Source organism: Hymenobacter duratus (genome assembly GCF_014698995.1).
In the GTDB taxonomy this organism is placed as follows: Bacteria; Bacteroidota; Bacteroidia; order Cytophagales; family Hymenobacteraceae; genus Hymenobacter; species Hymenobacter duratus.
The window spans coordinates 433,960-455,360 of sequence record NZ_JACWZZ010000001.1 but is presented as its reverse complement, the minus strand read 5'-3'; the positions used below and the strand labels follow the sequence as shown (position 1 = coordinate 455,360).

Below are 21,401 nucleotides of genomic sequence, written 5' to 3'. Positions count from 1 at the left end.
TCATCTGCTCAGCCTATCCCCGCAAAAAATATAACTCCGGCAGCCCAAGCCACCGGAGTTATATACCATCTTAAACTATGCAGACTTTTTAAAACTATTCAGCTGCCAGCAAATCGGCGCTGCGCTTCACAAACTGGGTCAGGGCCTCCCCTTTCAGCATGTTCTGGGCCAGCAGGGCCAGGTCGTAAGCCTGGCGGGCCAGCTTCTGGCCAGCTTCCGCATCGGCATGGAGCACGCGCTGCGCCACCGGATGGTTGGCATTGATGCTTACGGTATAGCTGTCGGGTAGCGAGCCGAACATAGCCATGCCACCGCCGCCACCGGCGCGCTGCATATCCTTCATGCGGCGCATAAACTCAGGCAGCGTGATGATAACCGGCGCATCCTGCGGCGACAGCGCCTCCACCTGCACGTGCATCTGCTCGTTGCTGATGGCCTGCTTAAACAGATCCTGTAGCTTGGTTTTGTCATCGTCGCTGAGGACGCTTTCCGCGGCTTCGTCTTTCTCGATGAGCTTACCGATGGTATCGGCGTCCACGCGCTTGAAAGTGGTTTTCTCCAGCTTCTGCTCCAGCTGCCCAATGAAGTGCGAATCGAGCGGACCATCCAGCTTCAGCACGTCGTAGCCACGGTCGGTAGCCGCCTGCACGAAGCCATGCTGCGCTTCGGCATCGGTGGTATAGAGCACCACGGTCTGCTCATTCTTATCCTTCTGGCTGGCCTGCACAAACTCCTGATACTCGCTCAGGGTGAAGTATTTGCCGGCCACATTCTGCACCAGCGCGAAGTCCTTGGCTTTATCGTAAAACTTCTCATCCGACAGCATCCCGTACTTTACAAACAGCCCGATGTCCGACCATTTCTCCTCGAAGCCGGCCCGGTCCTGCTTGTAGAGGCTGCTCAGCTTATCGGCGACCTTCTTGGTGATGTAGGTGTTGATTTTGCGCACGCTGGCGTCGGCCTGCAGGAAGCTGCGCGACACGTTCAGCGGAATATCCGGCGAGTCGATGACGCCGTGCAGCAGCATCAGGAACTCGGGCACCACATCCTTCACTTCATCCGTGATGAACACCTGACGCGAGTACAGTTGGATTTTGTTGCGCTGGAACTGCAGCTCGTCCTTCACCTTCGGGAAGTACAGAATACCCGTCAGGTTGAACGGATAGTCGACATTCAGGTGAATCCAGAACAGTGGGGCCTCTGAGAAAGGATACAGCTCCTGATAGAACTTCACGTAATCCTCGTCGGTCAGCTCGGAAGGCTGCTTGGTCCAGATGGGCGCCGTCTGGTTGATAATCTCGCCTTCGAACTCGATTTCGATGGGCAGGAACTTGCAGTATTTGGTCAGGATGCCTTTCAGGCGCTGAGGCTCCAGAAACTCGTCGGAGTCTTCGGCCACATGCAACACCACATCGGTACCACGGTCGGCCTTGTCGGTCGTTTCGAGGCTGAATTCCGTGCTGCCGTCGCACACCCAATGGGCGCCCTCGGTATCGTCTTTGTAGCTTTTGGAAAAGATTTCAACCTCCTTGGCCACCATGAAAGCGGAGTAGAAGCCGAGGCCAAACTGACCGATAATCTGGTCTTTGGCGGCGGCATCCTTCTCCTTATATTTCTCCACAAACTCGGTGGCGCCAGAGAAGGCAATCTGGTTGATGTACTTCTTGATTTCCTCGCCTGTCATACCCAGGCCGCGGTCCGAAATAGTGATGGTGCGAGCTTCCTTGTCCACGCTCACCTTCACCTTCAGCTCGCCCAGCTCGCCCTTAAACTCACCAAGCTGGCCCAGGCTTTTCAGCTTCTGGGTGGCGTCCACGGCGTTACTTACCAACTCGCGCAGAAAGATTTCGTGGTCGGAGTACAGGAATTTCTTGATGATGGGAAAGATATTCTCGGTATGAATCGAGATGCTGCCTTTCTCTTGCATAGCATGTTGGCAATGAGGGTGAACACAAAAAACCGGACGATCTGCCAGCCTCCATAGAAGCCGACACCGTCTGGCGGGGTGGTTCAAAAGCTATTCCAGCCTCCCGGCGCTGTCAGTTTGACAGCCAAAGGTATTCCTGAATTACTATCAGGCTGCCGAAGCCAGCAACGAGCGTCTTTCCGGATACGGACTTGGTTCGGGCTGGGGCAAGGCTGATACGCACTGGTTCCTGCCGCTGGAAGTAGTCGAGCGGAATACGGTAGCCGGCCGGCGGTAGCCAAACCGCACCGGCCGGTAGCAGAACGCTCCCGTTTTCACACGAAAAGGGCTTCAGAGGCGGTAGGCGCAGGTCGTTTTGGAGCCGGACGCAAGGCCGCCGCCAGCCGGCGCAACAGGGAAGATGACAGAGTTTTCATAGCACAGACAACAAGGGTAAGAAGCGCCACAAAGGTCTTAGCCTGCTATTTCCTACTCATTATCTGGCGATTATAAAGACATTACCAATTTCCTGTTCTCAAGCAATATTTTGCGGCGGTAAAAAGGCCGTTTCATTTTTACCTGTACATTTGTCCCGTTCGACACATTGTTGCAAATGCAAACGCTACGCTCCCGTCTGGCTCTGTTGCTGCTGCTCTGCTTTACGCGGGTGCTGCTGCCGGAGGCATGGATTCTGAGCTTGCATTCGCACGAACACACAACAGAAGAGCCCGCCCAGATTCCGGGCGTCCTCAAGGGCAAGGCTGTACTGAGCGTCAAGCACCAGCACTGCGACGTCGACCATTTCTACGATGTGCCTTTCCAGCCGGCCCCGCCGGTAGAGCTGCCGGTACTCGTAGCGTCTTATCAGGCGGCGTCTGCTACGCCGGCCTCTTCTGTGTGGTTCTCCGCCACCCGGTCTACGGCCGACCTGCGCGGCCCGCCCTGCCGGAGCTAAACCCACGTGTGGCTGCCTATGGCGGCTTCGGCGTTGCCTGCCGAAGCCTGATTCCTGCGTGTAGCAGGACGATTCTTCGGGAACTCTTTGCACTGCAGGAGTCTTGGCGGCCGGTTTAGTTTCTACGGCTTCTTCCTCTTTTTCTATGCTTTTCCGTGTTCCGGGTGCTCCGGAGGCGGCGTGGCGTTGGCTCATGGCTATCCTCCTGCTGGGAGTGGGCCTGCCGGCGTGGGCGCAGCCTTCCTGCACCCTGACCATCAGTGGACGTGTGGCCGACCACGAGTCGCAGGCTGCTTTGCCCGGCGCGACCATCGTGGTGCTCGAAACGCAGCAAGCCACTCAGTCCGATGTTGATGGCCATTACCACCTGCAGCTGTGCGCGGGCACCTACCATCTGCAGGTCAGGTTCGTGGGCTATGCTCCCGAAACCGCCGACCTGCGCCTGACCAGCTCAGCCGAGCGGGACTTCCGGCTGCATCCGGATGCCGTGATGTTACGTGGCGCGGTAGTGCGGGGCGAACGAATGGCCGCGCCAACCACCCAAACCACTGCCACTATAACCGGCCAGGAGTTGCAGCAAACCCGCGGCCAGGCACTAGGCGAAGCGTTGCAACGCGTGAGTGGCGTTGCAGCTATTCAGACCGGGCCCGGCATCTTCAAGCCCATGATTCATGGGCTGCATTCTAACCGCGTAACTATTCTCAACAACGGGGTGCGGCAGGAAGGGCAGCAGTGGGGCGTAGAGCACGGCCCGGAAATCGACCCGTTCATTGCCTCACGGCTTACAGTGGTGAAGGGCGCGGCCAGTGTGCGCTACGGCTCCGATGCCATTGGGGGCGTGGTGCTGGTAGAGCCCAAACCGCTCCGCGACTCGGCAGGAATAGGCGGCGAACTGAACCTGGTGGGCATGAGCAACAACGGTCTGGGTGCCGTTTCGGGCACGCTGGACGGAAACCTGCGCAAGCTGCCGGCCCTGAGTTGGCGGGCGCAGGGCACCTTTCGGAAGGCCGGCACCATGCGCGCGCCGGGCTACTACCTGAAAAACTCCGGGTTTGAGGAACACAACATGGCGGGAGCCGTGGGCTGGCGTAAGGACACATACGGCGTGGAGGTATTCTACAGCCAGTTCAACACCCGGATTGGGATTCTGCCGGCCGCGCACGCCGGCAACCAGTCCGATTTGCTGCTGGCCGTGGGTCGGGACAGGCCACTGGAAACCACCGGCTTCAGCTACGTCATCGACCGGGCGTATCAGCAGGTGCGCCACGATATAGGCAAGCTCACAGGGTTCGTGCGCACCGGAAATGCCGGCCGCCTGCAGCTCACGCTCAGCCAGCAGCTCGACTTCCGCGACGAGTACGACAAGTCCCGGCCCCGCAACGACAGCCGGGCCGCCGCCGGCAAGCCCGAACTGAGCTACACCAACCGCACCACCACCGGTGAGCTGCTGTGGGAGCACAAACCCTGGCACCAGTTTACGGGCAGCATTGGGCTGGCAGGCACCTACCAGGCCAACCGCTACGCCGATGGCAGCCGGCAGTTTATTCCGTTCTACACCAACCAGATAGCCGGCGCTTTTGTGGTAGAGAAATGGCAGCAGGGCCGATGGTTGCTGGAAGGCGGCCTGCGCCTCGACTACCGCGACCTGGCCGTACGGCGGGGCGACCGGGACTCGACAGGCGTGTTTTTCGTGGAACGGAGCCGGTTTCGGTACGCCACGCCGGCTGCTTCGCTGGGTGCCACCTTCGATCCTTCGACGCACCTTACTCTCAGCCTGACTACCGGCCTGACCCGCCGCGCGCCGGCGGCCAATGAGCGGTTCAGCGACGGAGTGCACAACGGCATGTATGAGCTGGGAAACGACCTGGTACCCGGCAACGCGCCTCTGACGCCCGAAACCGCTCTGAACGTCGGCATTACGGCTACCTGGCACAACAACCCGCGTTTCAACGGCGAGCTGACCTTGTACCAGAACCGCATTGCCGGCTTTATCTATCAGGTGCCGCTACTGCCGCTGGTGCAAACCATTCGGGGGGCCCACATCAGCTGGCAATACCTGCAGACCGATGCCACGTTCCGCGGCCTGGACCTGAGCAGCTCCTACCAGCTGGCTCCGCAGTGGCTATTGGGCCTGAAAGGCTCGGTGGTACGCACCCGCGACACGCGCGCTGATGAATGGCAAATTCTGATGCCCGCCGACCGGGCTGAGGCTACCGTGCGCTACGACTGGCCCAATGCCAACGCCACCAGCCGTTTCCAGAACCGGTATGCGCAGCTCGGTGGAGTGGCAGTGGCGCGCCAGACCCGCGTGCCCAACAACTACGAAGCCCGCGACCTGCTACTTCCGCCTCCCGGCTACGGCCTCCTGAATATGGAGCTGGGCGGCACACTGCGCTGGGGCGGCCAGCCCCTGGAAATAAGTGTGGCAGGTGCCAACCTACTCAATCAGCGGTACCGCGACTACCTGAATCGGTACCGCTACTTCACTGACGAAATGGGCCGCAACGTGACACTGCGCCTACGAGTCAGCTTTTAATCTCCTTGCGCTGCTCGGCCTGACTATGGCCACTGTAGTCACGGCCTGCGACAAGTATGAAGAAGAACACAGCAATTTTCTTACTGTTTACCCCCTTTTCCTGTACCATGAAAAACCTCCTGCTTACCAAGTCTATGCTGGCCCTGCTGGTGGCCGCGCCTTTGTTCTCGGCCTGCAAAGACGACAGCGAAGACCCCAAGCCCGATGCTGACAACGAGCAGATTACTACCGTCACCTACACCCTAACGCCGCAGGGTGGTGGCACGCCCGTTTCCATCCAGTACCGCGACCCGGACGGCGACGGAAGCACACCCGCTACGATTACACCCGCCACACTCACGCTGGCTCCCAACACCACCTATACCGGCACCCTCACGCTGTTGGACGAAACGAAAACTCCGGCGGAAAACATTACGGCCGAGATTCAGGAGGAGGGCGACGAGCATCTGTTTGTCTTCGCCCCGGCGGGTGTCAACCTGACTATCACAGCTACTGACAAGGACAAGAACAATCTGCCGATTGGTCTTGCCACGCAGGCCGTGACAGGCACCGCCAATGCCACCAGCACCACCGGCAGTCTGAAAATAATGCTGCGCCACCAGCCCGGCACCAAAAACGGCACTGCCACGCCCGGCGACACTGATGTGGAAGTGACGTTCCCTACCGCCGTCCGCTAATTGAGTTTGAGTGAGTTGGGAAGGGCTGTCTGCAAACGGCTCTTCCCCTGTTCTCCCGGTTGGTTGTGGAGAATGTTCGGGAAGGCACCGGCCACTGGCCGGTGTTTTCTTTCGTTTCGGCCCTTTATGCAGCCTTTTCGCCCTACCAGCCGTTTATCGGCTTCCGCGCACTTCGCCTCTATGTCCCGATTTCTTCTTTCTGCCGGTTTGCTCCTGATGACCGGCAGCACGCTGGCCCAAACCTCCCCTGGTACACCCGCCCGCCCGGCGCGCACCGCCCCCAACGCGGCACCCGTTACGGGCCGCGTCACGGATGCCGCTACCGGCGAGGCATTGGCAGGTGCCACCATCGTTTTCCCCGATTTGCGGCAGGCCAGCACGGCCGATGCCGACGGTAATTTTCGCTTCCTCAACCTCCCCAATGGGCGCTTTCTGATGCAGGTGCGCTTTCTGGGCTACACCACGGTGGTGCGCACCGTGGATACTGGCGCGGGCCAGCCGCTGGAAGTGGCGCTGGCACCGGCCGCCACCGAAATCGGGCAGGTGGTGGTTACGGGCGTATCAGCCAGCACGGAGATGCGCCGCTCGCCCATCCCGACCAGCGTGGTAGACCAGACGCGGCTGCGCCAGGCAGCGGCTACCAATGCCGTAGATGCCATTGCCCACACGCCTGGCCTCAACCAGATTACAACGGGTGCTGCCATCAGCAAGCCAATTATTCGCGGATTGGGCGCCAACCGGGTTATCACGCTCAACAACGGCGCCAAGCAGGAGGGCCAGCAGTGGGGCGACGAGCACGGCATCGAAATAGATGAGTACAGCATCGACCGGGCCGAAATCATCAAGGGGCCAGGCTCCCTGCTCTACGGCTCCGACGGGCTGGCCGGCGTCATCAACTTTTTGCCTGCTGAGCCCGTGGAAGATGGCCGCATTATCGGCTCGGTGGCGGCCAACTACCAGACCAACAACTACCAGCAGGGCTACTCGGTGATGAATGCCGGCAACCTCAACGGCTTCAACTGGCTGGTGCGCGGCTCGGGCAAGGCAGCCGCCGACTACCGCAACCGCTACGACGGGCGCGTGTACAACTCGGGTTTCCGGGAGCTGAACGGCAGCGGCTACGTGGGCCTGAACAAAAACTGGGGCTATACGCACCTCACCTTCAACAGCTTCAATCAGGAGTTGGGGCTGATTGAGGGCGAGCGAGACTCGCTGTCAGGAGGCTTTGTGAGAACGAACAGCTTAGGAAACGAGGAACTGGTGCGCGGCCGCGGCTTTTCCGGCTACGGCCTCGATGTGCCACGGCAGCAAATCAACCACCTGCGCCTCGGCCTCGACAACAACTTTGTGCTGGGCCAGCACCGCCTTACGCTGAACGTAGGCTGGCAGCAAAACCTGCGCCGGGAGTTCGGCAATCCGCTGGATTCCGACGAAAATTCGTTGTTTTTCCAGTTGCGCACCGTCGATTATGCGCTGCGCTGGTTTCTGCCCGAACTAAATGGCTGGCATACCACGGCCGGGGTGAGCGGCATGCAGCAGCAAAACCAGAACAAGGGTGTCGAATTTCTGATTCCGGCTTACCGACTGTTGGATGGGGGTGTGTTTGCCGTCACGAAAAAGAGCTTCGGCAAGCTGGATCTGAGCGGCGGCTTACGCTACGACATCCGCCGCATCAAGGCCGACGCCCTGTTTCTGGATGCCGACGATCAGCCCGTGCCGGCTGGCTTCGGGGAAGAGAAGTTTGCGGGGTTCCGAAGCACGTTTCGGAGCGTGAGCGGCAGCATAGGCGGCACCTACAACATCAGCGAGAAGTGGCTGGTGAAGGCCAACATGGCCCGCGGCTTCCGGGCACCCAATATTGCCGAGCTGGGCTCGAACGGCGTGCACGAAGGCACCACGCGCTACGAGCTGGGTGAGCCGGGCCTGACCCCGGAAACCAGCTTTCAGCTGGATGGCGGCGTGGCTTTCACGTCGGAGCACGTGGGCCTCACGGTGGATGTGTTCCGCAACCGTATCAGCAACTACATCTTCCCGCGCCGTATTGCCGCCGCCGACGGCTCCGACTCGCTCAGCACCGACGGGGACCGGGTGTTCCGCTACGGGCAGGGCGACGCGCGGCTGGCTGGCGGCGAAATCAGCCTCGACCTTCACCCCCACCCCCTCGATTGGCTGCATTTCGAAAACTCGTTTTCCATGGTGCGCGCCATCGAGTTTGATCAGCCCGAAGGCCAGCAATACCTGCCCTTCATTCCCGCCGACCGGCTGCAGTCGGAGCTGCGGGTGAACTTCCGGAAGGTGGGCCGCTCGCGCCTACACAACCTCTACGCCCGGGCTACGCTGGAACACAACTTCGCGCAAAGCCGCATCTTCTCCGCGTTTGACACCGAAACCAGCACGCCGGCCTACACGCTGGTAAACGCCGGAGTCGGCACCGACATCGTGAGCCGCTCGGAGAAAACATTGTTTTCCCTGTATCTGGCGGCCAATAATCTGTTTGATGTGGGCTACCAAAACCATTTGAGCCGTCTGAAATACACGGCCGTCAACTATGCTACCGGCCGTGTGGGCGTGTTCAATATGGGCCGCAGCCTGAGCGTGAAGCTGGTGGTGCCGCTCAGCTTCAGGTAGCCGATAAGCGCAGTAGTTCACGTTAGTATCTCTGGGTATTCTGGCGCAGAGTTAACCAGAGCAGCAGGTGCGGGGCGTGTTGAAAATTTGCGTAATCTGCGCCTGTCAATTCTTGCCCCGCACTTTATGCCTGCCACGCCCACCGCTTATACTCCCAAAACCACCGGTCTGCTGAGCGCCATCGTTGTGGTGGCGGCCCTCGGCTATTTCGTCGATATCTACGACCTGATTCTGTTCAGTATTGTGCGCGTTGACAGCCTCAACGAACTGGGTATCACGGCCAAAGAAGCCGTGACCAGCCAGGGCCTGTACCTGATTAATATGCAGATGGGCGGCATGCTGCTGGGCGGCATACTGTGGGGTATTCTGGGCGACAAAAAAGGCCGTCTGTCGGTGCTGTTCGGCTCTATTCTGATTTATTCCCTCGCCAACCTCGCCAACGGCTTTGTGCAGACCATTGAGCAATACGCGTGGCTACGCCTGATTGCCGGTATCGGGCTGGCCGGGGAGCTGGGCGCGGGTATCACGCTGGTGTCGGAAACGCTGCCCAAGGAAAAGCGCGGCTACGGCACCATGATAGTGGCCACAGTAGGCGTAAGCGGCGCTATGCTGGCCTATTGGGTAGGCGCCGAATTTGGCTGGCGCAATGCCTATTTCGTGGGCGGCGGACTGGGCCTGGCGCTGCTGGCGTTGCGCGTGGGGGTGTATGAGTCGGGGATGTTCGAGCAGACCAAGAAGACGGACGTGGAGCGCGGCAACTTTCTGGCCCTGTTCACGAACCGTGCGCGCCTCGTCCGCTATGCCAAGTGCCTGCTGATTGGGGTGCCGCTGTGGTTTGTGGTAGGCATCCTGATTACGCTGGCCCCGGAGTTTGGAGCCGCTCTGGGCATTACCGGCCCCGTTACGGCTGGCCTGGGCGTGTTCTGGTGCTACTTCGGGCTGGTGTTCGGCGACTTTGCCAGCGGCACGCTCAGCCAGCTGCTGCGCAGCCGCAACCGGGCGCTGCAGATGTTTCTGGTGTTTTGCGGCGCGATGGTGGCCGTGTACCTGTTTGCCATACCGGGAGCATCACCCACGGCTTTTTATGTGGCGTGCTTTGTACTGGGTATTTCCGTAGGCTTCTGGGCGTTGTTCGTGACGGTTGCGGCCGAGCAGTTTGGCACCAACCTTCGGGCTACGGTAGCTACTACTGCTCCTAACTTTGCCCGGGGTTCTGTGGTACTGCTTGTGCCGCTGTTCCAGGCAATGCGCGGTCCATTGGGCCTTATCGGGAGTGCCGCCGTGCTGGGCGCCGTGTCGCTGCTGATTGCCTTCTGGGCCGTGAGTACACTACCGGAAAGCTTCGGCAAAGACCTCGACTACGTTGAAGAATAGCCTCCGGCTTAACTTAGCTCCTGGGGGCGCGTATTAAGCGCGGATGGCCTTTTAGCCACCGCCTTGTTCTATGAAAAAGTTGCTCGCCCTATTGGCCGTCGCCGCCCTCGCCCTGAGTGGCCGCCACGCGCAAGCCCAAACGCCCGTCGACTCGACGCAGATGCGGCTGCAGATGCAGCAGCAGCGCGCCGCCGACGCCAAAGCCACCCTGGAGGCTCAGAAGCAACAGAGCGCCGCATCCCGCAGCAGCGTCAATGCCAGCAAAGAGCAGATCAAAGACCAGCAGAACGCTATGCGCGAGCAGCAGCGCCAGATGAAAGAGCAGAAAATGGAATTGAAGCGCCAGCAGGCTTCAGCCAAAGAAGCCAGCCGCCAGGAAAGTGCCGCCAAAAAAGTCATGCGTGATGAAAAGCGCAAAGCCCGCGACGCTAAAAAGGCCAGCAAAGTGTAACGGCCACATTCCGAGCCCCTGAAACTGCCAAAAACTCCAGCCGATGGCTGGAGTTTTTTTCATACAGTCCTTTTTATCCACCCACTTTGCCCCCTCTCCGATGGCCAACCAACCAACCAAAAACAAACCTATGTTTTACCCCTGGCACCACTTCGTGCTGCTGCCCGCGGCCTTTGTGCTGGCCCTGTACAGTATCCGGCGCTACGTGTCGGTATCCGGCGACGACACGGAGGACTCGCGCCTGTGGTTTACGGTGATGCTGCTGGCCGTGGTGGGCCTGGGCGTGCTGGTGATGCTGCGCCAGCACTATGCCCTGAGACTACAGGACCGGCTTATCCGGCTGGAAGTACGCCAGCGCTACTTCGAGCTGACGGGCCAGAGCCTGCGCCCACTGGAAATGCAGCTTGAGCTCAGTCAGATTCTGGCGCTCCGTTTCGCGGGTGATGCCGAATTGGCCGACCTCACGCAGGCCGCCATCCGGGAAAAGCTGTCTTCCAAGGACATTCAGGCCCGTATCCAGGATTTCCAGTTCGACCATTTGCGCGTATAGGCAACCGCACGCGGGCACCAGCCAGCCCGGCGAATCCGGCTGTATTTTCGAACTTTGCATAGCCAATATGGCTTTTCAGGCTTCTGTGCCTTCTATTCCGGTGAACACCGACCACCCCGGTGCGGACTCGCCTTTTCCTTTGCCCTATGATTTTGTACAACGTCACGACCAGCCTCGACCCGGAAATTGCCGACCAGTGGGTAGCCTACATGCGCGACACCCACATGCCGGAAGTAATGGCGACCGGCTTTTTCCTCAAAAGCCAGCTTTGCCGCCTGCTCAATGAGGAAGACGATGGGATAACCTATGCCGCGCAGTACTACTGCGTGAGCCTGGAGCAGCTGGAAGAGTATCAGCAGGTGGCGGCGCCTGCCTTACGCCACGAAATCGAAAAGCATTTTGGTGGCCGTTACGCCTCTTTCCGCACTATGCTGGAAGTGGTAGGCTAGCTTGCCTTACCTGGATTAAACTGCAACGGCTGCCCTGGTAGGGCAGCCGTTGCAGTTTAATCCAGGTCGAGAGTTACGAATGGCTATCGGCCTTTACTACTGCTTCCACCACAGGGTCGCACGGATAAGCCTGCAGCTGCTCGCTGCTGAGGTTGCCGTTGTGCCACTCAGGGTCGAGGTTAGCGCCCAGCTTTCTGTAGAAGCCGATGGCCGGCTCGTTCCACTCCAGCACCTGCCACTTCAGGCGGTGCGCGCCCGTGCGGCGGGCTTCGGCCACCACGGCATCAAAAAGCTTACGGCCCAGACCGGTGCCACGCTGGGCTTCGGTCACCACCAGATCTTCCAAGAACAGCATCCGGCCCTTCCAAGTGGAGTAGGCAGTGTAGTAGAGCGCAATACCGATGATGACGCAAGCCGCATCCTCGGCCACGAAAAAGCTAAAAATCGGCTCCGGCCCGAACCCGTCGCGCTGCATATCCGCCAGCGTATTCGTGACTTCGTGCGGGGCCTTTTCATACTCGGCCAACTCCTGAATCAGGGCCAGCACCTGCGGCAAGTCGGCCTCGCGGCCACGGCGAATGGTCATAAGCAACCAGTTGGGGGGAATAAGTGGTGAGTGCGAAGGTACAACAGTGTCCTATCTGCACTACGCAGCCTCCAAAATGAAAAATGAGCAATGCCTTGCAGACATTGCTCATTTGCTACTAGCGAATTGCGTTGCAATTACATTACCGGCTGCATCTTTTTGATGTCCTCGGTGGCGTTTACTGCGTTGATTTCGCGGTTGGCAGAGTTTTCTGCGGCTGCTTTGCCACCGGTAGTGTCAACCGGGGCCGGGTATTCGAGCGGCTTCACGGTCACATCTTCATCGGTTTTGTAATCGGGGTTGCTGCAAGACGTAGCAGACAGCAGCGAGACGGCCAGCAGACCGAACAGGAACGTTTTTTTCATATCTGAAAGCAAAAAGCCAGAGGCAATTACGGGGGTTGCGGCCGCGAAGATACGAAGCCGGTTTTACTACTTGTATGGATTCACGCCCATGTTGTAGAAGGCGAAGGACCAGACATCGGCCCACTCCTCAATTTGTAGCTTGGTGCTCTTGCCCGCGCCGTGGCCAGCATTCACATCCACGCGGATGAGCTGGGGCCGGGGGCCGGCGTTGGCGGCCTGCAGGGCGGCGGCAAACTTGAAGGAGTGCGCGGGCACCACCCGGTCGTCGTGGTCGGCCGTCGTTATCATGGTGGCGGGGTAGGTGGTGCCGGCCTTCAGCGTGTGCAGCGGCGAGAACTTGTAGAGGTTCTGGAACTGCGCGTAGTTGTCGCTGGTGCCGTATTCGGGGGCCCAGTTCCAGCCGATGGTGAACTTATGGTAGCGCAGCATGTCCATCACGCCCACGGCCGGGAAGGCCACACCGCACAGGTCGGGGCGCTGGGTCATGGTAGCGCCCACCAGCAGGCCGCCGTTGGAGCCGCCGGCCATAGCCAGCTTCTCGGTGCTGGTGTAGCCCTGCACCTTTAAGTACTCGGCGGCCGCAATGAAGTCGTCGAACACGTTCTGCTTGTTGGGCGTCATGCCGGCCTGGTGCCACTTTTCGCCATACTCGCCGCCGCCCCGCAGGTTCGGGATGGCCAGAACGCCGCCGTTTTCCAGCCACAGCATCCGCGCCACCGAGAAGCCCGGCGTGAGCGAGATGTTGAAGCCGCCGTAGGCGTACAGATAGGTCGGGTTCTGACCGTTGAGCTTCACGCCTTTCTTATGGGTGATGAACATCGGAATTTTGGTGCCGTCCTTGCTGGCGTAGAACACCTGCGTGGTTACGTAGTCTCCGGGCTTCACGTCCACGGTGGGGGCGCGGAACACGGTGCTGGTGTTCGAGGCGAGGTCGTATTTATAGATGGTGGTCGGGTACGTGAACGAGGTGAAGGCGTAGTACACCGACTTCGAGTCGCGCTTGCCGCCGAAGCCGCTGGCCGTGCCGATGGCCGGCAGGGCCACATCGTGCTTGAACTCGCCTTTCTCGGTGTACACTTTGATGAGGCTGCTGGCGTCCTTCAGGTACGAGGCCACCAGGTAGCCGCCCACGTGGTCGACGCCTTCCAGCTTCTGCTCGGTTTGGGGCAGCACCTCTTTCCAGTTGGCCTCCTGGGGCTTCTTGGGGTCGATGAGCACCACGCGGTAGTTGGGCGCTTTGTAGTTGGTTTGCACCAGCAGCAGGCCGCCCACGTTGCCGACCACCGAGTTGTTGTCGTCGTAGTTGTTGATGATAGGCGTGAAGCTGTTGGCCTGTTTGGGGTCGGTGAGGTCGCGCACCAGCAGGCGGTTGCCGTCGGCTTTGCCATCGGTGAGGTAGAGCACCAAGAACCGCTCGTCCTCGGTGGTGCCCACGGTGCGGAAGCCCAGGGCCATTTTGGCGTCCTCGTACACCAGCTTATCGGCGCTCTGGGGCTTGCCAAGCTGGTGGTAGTACACCTTATGGTATTCGTTTTTGCCGGACAGCTGGTTTTCGCCCTTCTTCGGCGCGTCGTAGCGGCTGTAGAAGAAGCCATCCTTGTACCAGGCCGCGCCCGATACCTTCACCCACTGCAGCTCGTCGGCGAGCGGCTGGCGGGTTTTCAGGTCGAGCACTTTCAGCTTCTGCCAGTCGGAGCCGCCGCCGCTGGTGGCGTAGGCCATGTAGCGGTGGTCATCGGAGAAGAAGGTGCCGGCCAGGGCCGTGGTGCCGTCGGCCGAGAACTTGTTGGGGTCGAGCAGCAAATCGGGCTGGCCTTCCTGGCCGTCCTGCTGGGTGTAGAGCACCGCTTGGTTCTGCAGGCCGTCGTTCTTACTGAAATACAGCTGGTTGCCTTCCTGCTGCGGAATCCCGAATTTCTCGTAGTTCCAGAGCTTGGTAAGCCGCTCCCGGATTTTGTCGCGGAACGGAATCTGCTCCAGGTAGCCGAACGTGACCTTGTTCTGGGCCGTCACCCAGGCTTCGGTTTCTTTTGAGTCGAGGTCTTCGAGCCAGCGGTAGGGGTCGGCCACGGAGGTGCCGAAGTAGTCGTCCTTGTGGTCGACTTTCCGGGTTTCGGGGTATTGCACGGGAGCGGAAGTAGTGGTAGAAACGGTAGCAGCAGCGGCCCCAGGGGCCTTCGGCTGGCTGGAACGGCACGAGGCCAGCGCCACCAGGGCTACTACGGGAAGGACGAATTTCTGCATCAGATGGGAATAGCGGGAGAAGCGCCGAAGATAGCCTACGAATTTGGCAGATGAACCGCTACGCCCGGATTCTTTCACGCCGACAGGGCAATCAAAGCCTGGCGTCTGCAGCCCACAATACGCCACCGTTTGGCGACAAATGTGGCCGCAATGCGAAATCGAATGGCCCCAGCAGCCTCTATACTGCGTGAAGCGGGTGGCGCCGGACATATAAATGTACCGACATATTTTTATTAAGAATTTTTCTAAATAGAATTTTCAGCGTTCCTTTGCAGATATCTGGACTGATTCTAAACAAACATAGCATGCGTTCCTCCATCCATTCCCTGGGCTTTGCCACCACCCTACTGGGTGTCTCGCTCACGGCGCAAGCCCAGCAAACCGCCGCCATCCGGGGCCGCGTGAATACTGCCGACGGTAGTCCGGCCGAAGCCGTGACGGTGGGGTTGAAGGGCCGGGGCCAGGGCACCATCACCAACAGCCAGGGCGAGTATGTGCTGGAGCGGGTGCGCCCAGGGCAATACACGCTGGTTATTTCGGCCATCGGGCTGAAAGGCGACGAGCGAACCGTGACGGTGACGGCCGGCCAGACCGTCAGCGCCGACTTCACGCTGACCGAAAACGCCCAGCAGCTCAAGGAAGTGGTTATCAGCGGCAACCGCACCAACAAGTTCAACCGCTCCGCCAGCACGGACGTGAATAAGATGCCGCTCAGCAACCTTGAAAATCCGCAGGTGTACGCCACGGTGGGCAAGGAGCTACTGACCGAACAACTGGTGTTCAGCGTGGATGATGCCACCCGCAACGCGCCGGGCCTGCAGAAAATGTGGGAGGCCACCGGCCGGGGCGGCGACGGAGGTGCCTTCTACGCCGCGCGGGGCTTCGTGACGCAGAGCCAACTGCGCAACGGCGTGGCCGGCAATGTCACCGGCAACATCGACGCGGTGAACCTGGAGAAGCTGGAAGTCATCAAAGGCCCTTCGGCCACGCTGTTTGGCTCAGCCCTGACCTCGTACGGCGGCCTGCTCAACCGCGTCACCAAAAAGCCGCTGGAGACTTTCGGGGGCGAAGTGAACGTGGCGGCCGGCTCCTACGGCTTCCACCGCGTATCGGCCGACGTGAACCTGGTAGACAGCAACACGCCCGCCGACCAGCCCAAAACTCTGGGCATCCGCCTGAACACGGCCTACACTTACGAAGACAACTTCCAGAACAAGGGCTACACGGGTTTCAACAAGAACTTCGCCGTAGCGCCCAGCCTGCAGTGGCGTGCCTCCGACCGGCTGACGGTGAATCTGGACGCCGAAATCTACAAGGGCCGGGGCACGGGCAACCAGTTCGTGTTCCTGTACTTCGCGCCGAATGTGCTGGGCTTCGACCGGCCCGATAAGTCGCCATTCGACTACCAGCAGTCGTACCAGGGGCCGGGCCTGATTCAGGATTCGCGCAGCACCAACCTGTTTGGACAGGTGCAGTACAAGATTTCACCCGCCTTCACGGCCACCACCTACCTGACCAGCAGTAACAGCTACTCGGATGGCAACTCTGCGTACTTCTACCTGACACCCAGCACGCCGGAGTTCCGCCGCCGCCGCCCCGATTTGCCCGAAGCCCCCAATTACCTGGTGCGGGCCGACCAATCGACGGACAACAGCCAGCGGCAGCTGTGGGAGGCGCAGCAGCTGATCAATGGTGACTTTCAGATTGGCAATATGCGCAACCGCGTAGTGCTGGGCCTGGATTTCCTGCGCGTCAGCTCCGACGTAAACTTCCTGGGTGGCAACTTCGACACGGTGGCGCTGGCCTCGCCCCGGCCTGTGCTGGATCAGTTCAACGGCACCAACATGAATGCCGTGTACGCGGCCGGTGGCGGGGGCCGCTATTTGGTAACCACCAAATCCAACACGTACAGCGCCTTCATTTCGGACGTGCTGAACCTGACGGAGCAATTGAGCGTGTTGGCCGCCTTGCGCGTCGACCACGTGGATAACAAAGGCGGGCTGTTTTACTCGCCTGTGCAGGCCTACAAGCAAACGACTTGGTCGCCGAAGTTCGGGTTGGTGTATCAGCCTATAAAGGACCGGGTGAGCGTGTTTGCCAACTACCAGAACAGCTTCAATAACCTGGGCCTCTACCTGGCCGCCGACGGTAGCCGCTCGTTGGCTCGGCCCGAGCGCGCCAACCAGTGGGAAGGCGGGGTGAAACTGGACGCCGCCGCCGGCCGCCTCAGCGCCACGGTGAGCTACTACGATATTCGGGTGCAGGACCGGCTGCGACTGCTGGGCTACGCGCCCACCACGTTTGAGGCTATCAATGCCCAGGACGCCACCCAACGCAGCAAGGGCGTGGAGGTCAACGTTGTGGCCAATCCGGTGCGCGGCCTGAACGTAATCGGGGGCTTCGCCTACAACGACTCGAAGTTTGAAGACTCCCCGGGAGAGGTCAATGGCCGCCGGCCCAACACCGCTTCCTCGCCTTATCTGGCCAATGCCTGGGTGAGCTACCGTCAGCCCGAGGGTGCGCTGAAAGGCATGGGCGCTGGTTTCGGCGGCAACTACGTGAGCGACAACAAGGTGCAGAATGCCGTAAATAACGTATTCATCCTACCCAGCTACACGGTGCTGAACGCCTCGGTGTTCTACGACCAGCCCAAGTACCGCATTTCGGCCAAAGTGGATAACCTCACGGATAAGCAGTACTGGACCGGCTACACCACCATGAACCCGCAGAAACTGCGCAGTATCATCGGCAGCGTAGCGTATAAGTTTTAAAATCTTACAACTGTCATTCCGAGCGAAGCGAGGAATCTGGGTTTGTCTTCTGATAATCACCTCAGATTCCTCGCTTCGCTCGGAATGACAGTTGTTCTCTGCTTCTCTCTATGAGCACGTTCAAAAAAACCGTCGGGAAACTGCACCTGTGGCTGGGGCTGGCGTCGGGGCTGGTGGTGTTCATCGTGAGCCTGACGGGCGCTATTTTCGTGTTTCAGGACGACATCCGGGACCTGACGGAACCGTGGCGCAAGGTGGAGGTGCAACAGTCAGCTTACGTGCTGCCCTCCCAGTTGCAGGCCGCTGCGCTGGCCACGCACCCCGGCACAAAGGCCGAGGACTGCTGGACTACGTATTTCGGGCCGGAGCGGGCGGCTACCGTGTTTTTCACCGATAAGGCCGGCGCGCCTATTATGGTGTCGTTGAACCCCTACACGGGCCAGGTGCTGCGCGAGCAGGATTTACGCACGCACTTTTTCACCATCGTGCAGGAAATTCACATGCACCTGCTGCTGCCCGAGGCGGTGGCGAAATGGGTGGTGGGCATCAGCATTTCCATTTTTGTGGTGATGATGCTCACGGGGCTGGTATTGTGGTGGCCCAAGCGCAAACAGGAACGCAAGCAGCGCTTCACCATTAAGTGGGGGAGCCGCTGGCGGCGTGTCAACTACGATCTGCACAACGTGCTGGGCTTCTACGCGGCCAGCATCGGGCTGGTGCTGGCGCTGTCGGGCCTGTTTATGCTGTATCCGTGGCTGCTGGAGCCGCTGGTGCTGGCGGTGGATGGTGGCCAGCCGGCGCCCCAGGAAATCATGAAAACCAAGCTCGATACCCTGCAAACTTCCACCGCCGCCGCCCAGCCCCTCCCTGATATCGTATACCGCACGGTGCGCCGCCTCTCCCCCACTCACGAAATGGTGCTCATCGGCCCAACCGGCGCGGGCAAAGTCCCCGCCTTTTGCTGGACTTACAAGAAGGCCCTACACTACTACCACCGCGACGAATACTCCTTTCACCCCGTATCGGGCCAGCTGCTGGAAACGCGTTTCCACGCTACCAAAAGCGCCGGCACCAGGTTCTCCGATATGAACTACGACCTGCACGTGGGCCAGATTCTGGGTTTCGGCGGCAAAGTCGTGGCGTTTCTGGTGAGTTTGATCTGCGCCAGCCTGCCCGTTACCGGCACCATCGTGTGGTGGGGCCGGCGTAATAAAACCCGGAAGAAGCAGCTGCGGCTGCAGGCGGTGTAGTTTCGTTTCGGGCGTCCCAGGGCTGAAGCCCTGGGCTACGTAGCGCGCATACGTAATGAGAACTATGAATGAAAACCGCTGCATAGCCCAGGGCTTCAGCCCTGGGGCATCCGAGCCGCCGCCGTTCTACTACATCCGCCCTACTTTCGGAATCACCTGAATCAGGAAGCGTTTATTGTCGCCTTCGCGGCGGCCTTGGTAGCGGCCGGTGCCGTAGAAGCCGCTGCCCCCGATGATAAGCTCGATGCCGCGGTCCTGGCCAAAATTGAGGCCGTTTTGCTTCCAGAGGTTGAGCAGGTTGAGGGCGCGGCGGTAGCTGAGTTGGTAGGTGGTTTGCTCCTCGCGGGCGTTGCGCGGGTCGCCCTGGGGGTAGCGGGCGGCCATGCCCTCCACAATCACGAGGTAGCGCACGGGCTGGTCGGTTTTGATACTCTTGAGCACCGTGCGCAGGGTGCGGCCGGCTTGCAACAGCGCGGGCTTGTAGCTGTCCTGAATTTCGTCGCGGCCGGCTTTGAACTGCACGGGCACCAGCAGCTCGTGCCGCTCGTTGGTGGGGTCGTAGCGGAAGTAGCGGCCCTCCAGCTGCTGCAAAGAGCGGCGGATTTTGGTAATCTGCTCCAGCTCGGCGGCCTTGGCTTTCAGCTCGCCGTTGGCCTGTTTCAGCTCCCCTTCCCGGTCCTTGAACAGCTTGAAACTGTACACGAACAGCACCAGCATCACCACGAACAAGGACGTCATCAGGTCCACGTAGCTGGGCCAGAAGAAGTCGTTGCTTTGGCGTTTGTTGGAGGTGGCGTTGTTCATGAGGGAATGTATCTTGCCAGCTGATTATTTGGCAATGAGCAGCAAAGACGAAAAGCAGAAGCGTAACGCCTTGTTAGCAGGTGTCAAGCAAAAGCAACAGCAGGAGCTGCTGGCTTCTACGCCTATTTCGCTAGTCTATCTTAAAGATCTATTCGATTATCTGGACGAGCAATTAGGCGAAGAAGAGTGCGATGATACACTCCGACTTACGCAGCTTTTCTTGAAGTCTCGCAACTTGCCAGTTTCAGAAACCTCTACATGGCTAGCAACGCATGGTGGTCATTGCGACTGTGAAGTGTTGGCTAACGTGGAAGAGAAGTTCGAAAAGCTATTGTAGCTACTGCGGCTTCACGCCCCCAAACAGCTTGTCCATAAACCGCTGAAAACGGTTCTTGGACGTGGCCTTTACCAGCACGGTATTTAGGTTGGAAAGCTCCAGCAAGAGTTTGGCCTGAATCTGGGAATCGACTTCCACTTTGCGCAGCAGCTCGCGCTGGGTGGCGGTTACGTCGCGGCTGAGGTCAGCTTGCTGCACGTTGAGGTTCTGGAAAGGCTCCATCTGTTTCAGCAGCTTCTCGAAGACGTTGTCGGCGTTGAGTTTCTCGAAATACTGCTGCCACTTCTCGTAGGCCAGCTGGGCCTGCCGCTCATTGTAGGCCAGGCGCTTGTCCATCACGTCGGCGAGGCCGACGCCGGCCTGGTCGATGTGCTGCTCGGCGCGGTCCTTGAGGTTGCGCAGCTCCACCTGATGCTTCTGGAAGAAATCCAGCATCAGCTGCACCGAGTTGTTATTGCCCCCGATGTACTGGCCTAGGTCGTTGATACCTTTCTCGAAGCCCCGCAGACGATCCAGAATACCGTTCACGGCCTCGGCCGAGTGGTAGCCGTTCTGCAGCATTTCGTTTAGGCGCTGCTGGTAGCCGGTGAAGGCGCTGAACATCTCCGCCGACTCGCGCACCTTCTCAAACACCATGATGTTGGCCGCCGCCATCTTGTCGTAGCCGATGGTGTCGAGGCGCTCCAGGAAGTCGCTCTGCACCCGGATGTTCTGCGTCACCTTCTCCATGAGCGGGTTGAACAGCTCCACCTGGCCCACAAACTGCTGGTTGAAGGCATCGAGCACCGACTTGAGGTTGGTGAGCGAGCTGGCCATATCGGCGTGCAGCACCGGCAGCAACCGGGCCTGCAGGAAGGTATAATACTGGTTCTGGAGCCTATCGAGTTGCTCGCGGGCCTGGCGCAGCACGCCGTTGCCGAGCAGCGTGAGCAGGAGCCCCACGAAGGAACCGGTCATGGCGATGAGCACGCCAGTGAGGAAGGGCGTCAGGGCATTTTCGTCGGATACGCCGTTGCGGGCAATGCCCACGAGGCCCAGAATCACGCCCAGAAACGTGCCCAGCAGCCCCAGATACAGCGGCGTGGCCACGCTGGCCTGCACCGAGTTGTCGAGCACCTGGCTCTGGCGTTCCGATATGTCTTTCAAAATGCCAAAATCGGCCGCCGCCCCCTTGTTGTGGCGCAGGTAGTCGTTGGTATCGAGCAGAATTTCCTGGAACTCGGGTGAGGCGTTTTCGGACTTGATGAGGTTGGAGGCAAAGGATTCTGGCGGGGCGTCGGCGGCATAGTCTGGCAGGTCGCGGCCATCGGGCAGCACAATCCGGTGCTCCACGCGCAGACTTTCCTTGGGCGGATAGAGCGTTGCCAGCCGCTGGGCATTTGCACGAGTCAGCAGAAACGTGCGAATCTGCAAGCCCACTACCACGGCTACAACAGCGAATTCAAGAATGATTTCAAGCATAGAATTGTAAATAACGCCATTCTCCGTCGGTCATCCTGACGAAGGAAGGACCTTAGC

At 59.7% G+C, this 21,401-nt stretch carries 17 protein-coding genes; 11 read left to right on the top strand and 6 right to left on the bottom strand.

Annotated elements, in window-relative coordinates; genetic code table 11:
* Positions 1-94: 94 nt before the first annotated feature.
* Positions 95-1,927: a molecular chaperone HtpG gene (gene htpG, locus IC231_RS01880; protein ID WP_190782926.1), complete on the bottom strand. Its 1,833-nt coding sequence runs from the start codon at positions 1,925-1,927 to the stop codon at positions 95-97.
* Between the two features lie 592 nt (positions 1,928-2,519).
* Between htpG and IC231_RS01875 the strand changes: the two genes are divergently transcribed.
* The 8 genes from IC231_RS01875 to IC231_RS01840 all read left to right on the top strand — a co-directional run bounded on the left by IC231_RS01875 (position 2,520) and on the right by IC231_RS01840 (position 11,526).
* Complete coding sequence (locus IC231_RS01875; protein WP_190782925.1) at positions 2,520-2,861, top strand: hypothetical protein; 342 nt, start codon at positions 2,520-2,522, stop codon at positions 2,859-2,861.
* A gap of 145 nt (positions 2,862-3,006) precedes the next feature.
* The gene (locus IC231_RS01870) at positions 3,007-5,397 is read left to right on the top strand and encodes a TonB-dependent receptor (protein WP_190782924.1); all 2,391 of its coding nucleotides are present in this window, start codon (positions 3,007-3,009) and stop codon (positions 5,395-5,397) included.
* A 107-nt stretch (positions 5,398-5,504) separates the two neighbouring features.
* Complete coding sequence (locus tag IC231_RS01865; protein WP_190782923.1) at positions 5,505-6,074, top strand: hypothetical protein; 570 nt, start codon at positions 5,505-5,507, stop codon at positions 6,072-6,074.
* 180 nt (positions 6,075-6,254) lie between these two features.
* The gene (locus IC231_RS01860) at positions 6,255-8,702 is read left to right on the top strand and encodes a TonB-dependent receptor (RefSeq protein ID WP_190782922.1); all 2,448 of its coding nucleotides are present in this window, start codon (positions 6,255-6,257) and stop codon (positions 8,700-8,702) included.
* A 126-nt stretch (positions 8,703-8,828) separates the two neighbouring features.
* Positions 8,829-10,076, top strand: a complete 1,248-nt coding sequence (locus IC231_RS01855; RefSeq protein WP_190782921.1) for an MFS transporter — start codon at positions 8,829-8,831, stop codon at positions 10,074-10,076.
* Between the two features lie 70 nt (positions 10,077-10,146).
* Positions 10,147-10,527 carry a hypothetical protein gene (locus IC231_RS01850; protein ID WP_190782920.1) on the top strand — a complete coding sequence of 127 codons (381 nt, stop codon included), beginning with the start codon at positions 10,147-10,149 and terminating at the stop codon, positions 10,525-10,527.
* A gap of 43 nt (positions 10,528-10,570) precedes the next feature.
* A complete protein-coding gene (locus tag IC231_RS01845; protein WP_317173244.1) occupies positions 10,571-11,077 on the top strand; it encodes a DUF6526 family protein in 507 nt (168 codons plus the stop codon).
* A 146-nt stretch (positions 11,078-11,223) separates the two neighbouring features.
* A complete protein-coding gene (locus IC231_RS01840; protein WP_185887900.1) occupies positions 11,224-11,526 on the top strand; it encodes a DUF4286 family protein in 303 nt (100 codons plus the stop codon).
* A gap of 73 nt (positions 11,527-11,599) precedes the next feature.
* Here the strand turns inward: IC231_RS01840 and IC231_RS01835 are convergent, their stop codons facing one another.
* From IC231_RS01835 to IC231_RS01825, 3 genes are all read right to left on the bottom strand, one after another.
* Positions 11,600-12,112, bottom strand: coding sequence for a GNAT family N-acetyltransferase (locus IC231_RS01835; protein WP_190782918.1), 513 nt, complete (start codon positions 12,110-12,112; stop codon positions 11,600-11,602).
* Between the two features lie 137 nt (positions 12,113-12,249).
* On the bottom strand, positions 12,250-12,477 hold the full coding sequence (locus IC231_RS01830) for a hypothetical protein (protein ID WP_190782917.1): 228 nt from the start codon (positions 12,475-12,477) through the stop codon (positions 12,250-12,252).
* A gap of 66 nt (positions 12,478-12,543) precedes the next feature.
* The gene (locus IC231_RS01825) at positions 12,544-14,721 is read right to left on the bottom strand and encodes a prolyl oligopeptidase family serine peptidase (RefSeq protein ID WP_190782916.1); all 2,178 of its coding nucleotides are present in this window, start codon (positions 14,719-14,721) and stop codon (positions 12,544-12,546) included.
* A 305-nt stretch (positions 14,722-15,026) separates the two neighbouring features.
* On the opposite strand from IC231_RS01825, the gene IC231_RS01820 reads away from it, so the two are divergent.
* Both IC231_RS01820 and IC231_RS01815 read left to right on the top strand, forming a co-directional pair.
* Entirely contained in the window at positions 15,027-17,492 is a 2,466-nt protein-coding gene (locus tag IC231_RS01820; protein WP_190782915.1) for a TonB-dependent receptor, read from the top strand.
* Positions 17,493-17,602: 110 nt separating this feature from the next.
* Positions 17,603-18,742 (top strand): PepSY-associated TM helix domain-containing protein, encoded by a 1,140-nt coding sequence (locus IC231_RS01815; RefSeq protein ID WP_190782914.1) that lies wholly within the window; start codon positions 17,603-17,605, stop codon positions 18,740-18,742.
* Positions 18,743-18,871: 129 nt separating this feature from the next.
* Here IC231_RS01815 and IC231_RS01810 read toward each other — a convergent pair whose 3' ends face one another.
* Positions 18,872-19,546 (bottom strand): hypothetical protein, encoded by a 675-nt coding sequence (locus IC231_RS01810; RefSeq protein ID WP_190782913.1) that lies wholly within the window; start codon positions 19,544-19,546, stop codon positions 18,872-18,874.
* Positions 19,547-19,580: 34 nt separating this feature from the next.
* On the opposite strand from IC231_RS01810, the gene IC231_RS01805 reads away from it, so the two are divergent.
* Positions 19,581-19,883, top strand: coding sequence for a DUF2695 domain-containing protein (locus IC231_RS01805; protein ID WP_190782912.1), 303 nt, complete (start codon positions 19,581-19,583; stop codon positions 19,881-19,883).
* On the opposite strand, the gene IC231_RS01800 is transcribed toward IC231_RS01805, so the two are convergent.
* On the bottom strand, positions 19,884-21,344 hold the full coding sequence (locus tag IC231_RS01800) for a hypothetical protein (RefSeq protein ID WP_190782911.1): 1,461 nt from the start codon (positions 21,342-21,344) through the stop codon (positions 19,884-19,886). It lies immediately after the preceding gene.
* Between the last annotated feature and the right edge of the window lie 57 nt (positions 21,345-21,401).